2 protein-coding genes are annotated in these 5,375 nt (G+C 41.5%); both read left to right on the top strand.

Going from position 1 to position 5,375, the window contains the following annotated elements; genetic code table 11:
• A partial coding sequence (locus ACVC7Q_RS09825) for a mucin-binding protein (RefSeq protein ID WP_447265715.1) occupies nucleotides 1-2,169 on the top strand: 2,169 nt, incomplete at its 5' end.
• A 361-nt stretch (nucleotides 2,170-2,530) separates the two neighbouring features.
• A partial coding sequence (locus ACVC7Q_RS09820; protein WP_447265714.1) for a Rib/alpha-like domain-containing protein occupies nucleotides 2,531-5,375 on the top strand: 2,845 nt, incomplete at its 3' end.

Here is a 5,375-nt window from a genome sequence, read left to right as displayed (position 1 = left end):
AAAGGTTATGAACTCGTTAGCGATGGCTTCTCAGATGCAGCCAACAAGAACTTTGACTTTGATGCCAAAGTAGACCAAGAGTTCACAGTTACCCTTCGCGAACGCATCGAACCAATCGATCCAGACAAACCAAAACCAAATCCAGATCAGCCAGTTGATCCAAAAGATCCAGATACACCGAAATGGCCAGATCCAGTTAAAGATTTGGTGAACAAAGACGATGTAACACGTACTGTGAAATACGTCTACGAAGATGGTTCTAAAGCGAAAGATGATGTGACAGAAACCCTTCACTTCAAACGCTTCGCTTATGTCAATTTGGTAACAGGCCACATCGACTACCGTGAATGGACTACAAGTGATGATACCTTCGATGCAGTGAAATCTCCAGTTATCACAGGTTACACTGCTAATAAATTGGTAGTGCCAGAAGTCACAGGTGTTAAAGCTGGAGCAGCAGACGTTGAAGAAGTTGTAACATATGTGAAAGATGCGCAAAAGGCTATCATCAAGTATGTCAACGAAAAAGGCAATACAGAAGTAACTCGTGATGTAGTCAATGGTAAATCAGGTGAAGCAATCGCTTATAGCACGACTGCTAAGATTGATGAGCTCCACCGCAAAGGATTTGAACTTGTTAGTGATGGCTTCACAAGTGCAGCCAACAAGAACTTTGACTTTGATGCCAAAGTAGACCAAGAATTTACTGTTGTTGTTCGTGAACGTGTTGTTCCAGTAGGACCAAATGATCCAAATCCTACTCCAGAGACTCCTTATGATCCAACAGAGCCAAATACACCAAACTGGCCGAAGACAGTAGATAAGATTCAACCACGTCGTATTTCTGGTACACGTACCGTTCGCTACTTTGTTGAAGAAGATGGCGTTGCTGTACCAAAACCAGTTCGTGAACGTGTTGTATTTGAACGTATTGTACTTGTCAACTTAGTGACTGGAGAAATGACTCCTCAAGCATGGAAGCTTGTAAGTGCAACTCCAATCGAAGATGACGCAGCGAACAGACCGGCTGTTCGTACACGTCGTGCATTGACAGATGCAATTGCTCCCCGTGGTGTAGAAGCAAGTCTTGCGAGTGATACCCCACGATTTCGCGCACGTAGTGCACGTTTAGAGGATGAAGAAACAGAGGTAACTGCTTTGGCTGCTGATACTAGTTCAACTACAGAAGCTGTACTTCCTCCAATTCCTTCTCCAGTGGTTCCAGGACAGTACACACTTGTAAAAGAAGTTGAAGCTACCACAATCAATCCTGATGGTACCTTGGATTACAATTTTGATGTATACTATCATAAACTTGGACGCATTCAATTAGTGGATAAAGACGGTAAGATTCTTTCAGAAGTAGTCTACAAGAATGATCCAACGGATGCAACAAGAGCTGGTGTGACTCCGGTTCCAGAAATTCCAGCAGCTTACAAGATCAAAGACGGTCAAACAGTTTTTGGTTATGATACAACAGCTGGGACAGTAGATCCAAATGATCCTGCAGATCCAAATGCAATTGGACGCAATACAACGATTGTAGTGGAACAGAAGTCAGTTGCCCGTCAGGAAACAAAAGTGGTTACTGAAACAATCTTCTACAAGGATGCACTTACAGGAGAAGTACTAGCTCCAGAACACAAGGACAAAGTAACCTTCCATCGTGAAGTAGTGGTGAATCCTGTGACAAACGAAGTGTTGAGCACAGGCGAATGGACAGCAGAAAATGCTGATACTACTTTTGATGCGGTAACATCACCTGTCCTTGAAGGCTATACTGCAAATCCACTGGTTGTGGAAGAAGTGACTGGTTTGACAGCAGAAAGTAAAGATGTTGTAGCAACTGTTCTCTATACGAAGAAACCAGCTCCAACTCCTGAGCCAAAACCAGAACCTCAACCTCAACCTCAACCACAGCCACGTCCACAACCACAACCGGAACCTGTAAAACCGAAACCTGTAAAACCAGAACCGGTAAAACCAGAACCGGTAAAACCGCAACCAGTCAAACAAGAACCAGCTAAGCCAGAAGCTCCTGTGACACCACAAGCTCCAGCGCTTCCTGAAACTGGTGAGGATCAATCCGTTTCAGCAGCCTTGTTCGGTGCAGCACTTGGTATGGTAGGACTTGCGGGTCTTGCAAAACGCAAAAAACACGAAGACTAAAATTGAGGTGACATCAGCAAGCTTGTTGATGAAGTGATAATTTTAGATTCAACAGGAGGAGGCTTTGCTCGAAAGAGCAAGGCCTCTTTGTTTGTTATTGAAAAAACTAAGAAAAAATGGCCTATTTATATATAGAGAGAAATTCATATTTAAAAATGTTTTAAAAAAATGTACGTATTGTGAAAAAATATGATGATTTGCTTAAGTTCAAAGAGAATCAGCATTTAAATTGGGAAAAATATAGGAGAATCATATATTTTTGAAAATATTATTCAAAAGCGTTGACATTACTAGGTAGTGAGAAGTACAATATAAAGGTATCATGGAAACATGAAATGAAATTATAGGAGAATTTTGGGAAATGAAAGATATGTTTAATAGACGTCAACGTTTTTCATTGAGAAAATACAGTTTTGGGGTATGCTCAGTATTGTTAGGTACGGCACTATTCTTAGCTGGAGCACAGACTGTTTCTGCTGATGAAAATGAGGCTAGTACGGATGCAGTTTCAGCAAACGCAATGGTTCCGACAACTGCCGATGCAAGTACTGGAAATACAGAGGCACCAACTGCTTATGCAGCAGATGCAGCTCTTCCAACAAGTGGAGGATCTTCTGTAGAAAACCCAAGCGAACAAGGGAATTCAGAAGCTGGTTCAGCTAACCGGTCTGCTTCAGATTCGGAAACACCTCGCGTTCGTTCGCGTCGTGACACCTCTGCTCAACCAGCTGCAGCAGAAGCTTCAAAAGAACTGACTGCATCTATCGAAGCTGGTGATGAGTATGTGACTATTCGTACAGATGCGGCTGCGACTGTTACTGTCACTGTGGATGGGCAAGCAGTTTCTATCAGTGGTTCTAATGGGGTTTATACCTTTAAACGCCCTTCTTCAGGTGGAACTGTAGTAGCAACTGTAACAGATGAATCTGGGAAAACAGTCACTAAACAATTGAATGTTTCTCCAACTACAGTGAACGGTGTCATTAAACCTACCGATTCATCCCTGACCATTGCAAATAAATTTGACTCCACAGGGATTACGACAGATAAAGAAGCTCCTTATGTTGTGAAGAATGCCGGAGTGGAATTTAACAAGGTCAATGCAGATGGTAGCATTTCCTTGACAGGAACTTCTTGGACACGATTAGCAGGTGGATGGGCTAAAGATAAGAAGTTCCCATTTGGTGCTCATATGATTATGAACTTCCAAAATCCAACTTTCTATGAAAATATCGAGAAGATTACCATCAAACCAACTTATGAAGGGGCTGCAAAAGAATTTACTAAATATGAAAACGGCTCTGTTTGGTCGGTTCCGATTCAAAATAACACGGTAGCATCAGGAGGAATTGGTGCATCCTATGACCATCCTATTACCATTACTTTAAAGAATGGAAAAACTTTGAATGACCTTGGTCTTTCTAATACTCCAATTTCCTTCTCTTCTGCTTGGGTAACAGGTAAGGATTATGGAAGAGTTATTCCAAACAAATTAGTTCGTGAAAGTATTGACAACTCATGGTTTATCGCGGCAGGCAATGAGAAAAAAGAAGCTTCTGATAATGGTTTAACAAATGCCTTTACAGGTACACCTGGTACTGGCGTGAATACTCAACCAACCTTAAAAGTGCTTCCACGCTTTACAAGTGATGGTAAGGCAGATTCGATTGAATTGGTCTACACCATGAAAGTTTCTGCGGCAATGGGTGTCGTAAACCTAGGTTCAAATACTTTCCAATCTGTCCCATACATTGAACAAGTATTGCCTAAGAGTCTTTTACCATATCTAGACTTGAACGAAACATATATTTATAAATCTGATGCAGATGGTACTGCTGTCAGTGGTGTTCAAAAAACTAAGGTTGTGATGGATGCATCAGGGAAACTTGATACACGTAATACAGATGCCATTAGTATTGCTACAAAATCTAATCCATCACAACGTGATGTTGATAAGGTTCGTAATTATATTGACAAGAATATCCTTGGGACAGCTTCAGGACAACTTGGTTCATACACCATTTCGTACAAATTCAAAGATACAATTGATTCAGTTGAATTAGCTAAGAAATTGAATGAAGAGATCAAGAAAAACAATGGTATGCTCCTCTTTGAACAATGGATGGAGCGTGGCGTTAAACCAAACTTGAATGCTATCGAACGTAGTTGGAAGGGGAATACTGAAGGTGTTCATCAAGGTTCATATGCCAATGCCTTCCTTGATACGAACCTATTGACTGTTAATGCACCTAAAAATCAAACTTATGATGTGACTTACAGTAAATCTGAAGTAACTGCTGGCGATACAACTCAACCACAAATTCCACTTGTACGTGATGTTGAAGGTAAAGAAGTACCTGTTCCTTCTGGTACAGCTTTCAAAGCTGGAACACTTCCAGCTGGAATTGATTCTGTTTCTGTTGATGAAGATACAGGGGCGATTACAAGTAAGACTTCTGCTAATGCTACACCTGGTTTAGTAAATGTGCCTATGCTTGTCACTTACCCAGATGGTACAACTGAAACAGTTAATGTTCCAATTGAAATCAAAGCTAAGGAAACAGACGCAGATAAGAACACGCCAACACCTAAGGACCAAACAGTTAATGTTGGTGAAACTCCAGATCCTAAGAAATCAATTGGTAACGTAGGTGATCTTCCAAGTGGCACTACATTCGAATACAAGACACCAGTAGACACTACAACACCAGGTGATAAGAGTACAACCGTCGTTGTGACTTACCCAGATGGATCTAAGGATGAAGTTCCAGTAACAGTTAAGGTAGTAGATCCACGTACAGATGCGGATAAGAACACGCCAACACCTAAGGACCAAACTGTTAATGTTGGTGAAACTCCAGATCCTAAGAAATCAATTGGTAACGTAGGTGATCTTCCAAGTGGCACTACATTCGAATACAAGACACCAGTAGACACTACAACACCAGGTGATAAGAGTACAACCGTCGTTGTGACTTACCCAGATGGATCTAAGGATGAAGTTCCAGTAACTGTTAAGGTAGTGGATCCTCGTACAGATGCGGATAAGAACACGCCAACACCTAAGGACCAAACAGTTAATGTTGGTGAAACTCCAGATCCTAAGAAATCAATTGGTAACGTAGGTGATCTTCCAAGTGGCACTACATTTGAATACAAGACACCGGTTGATACAACAACCCCAGGTGATAAGAGTACAACAGTCG

The organism is Streptococcus sp. W151 (assembly GCF_053010205.1).
This window is presented reverse-complemented; position numbering and strand designations above follow the sequence as displayed.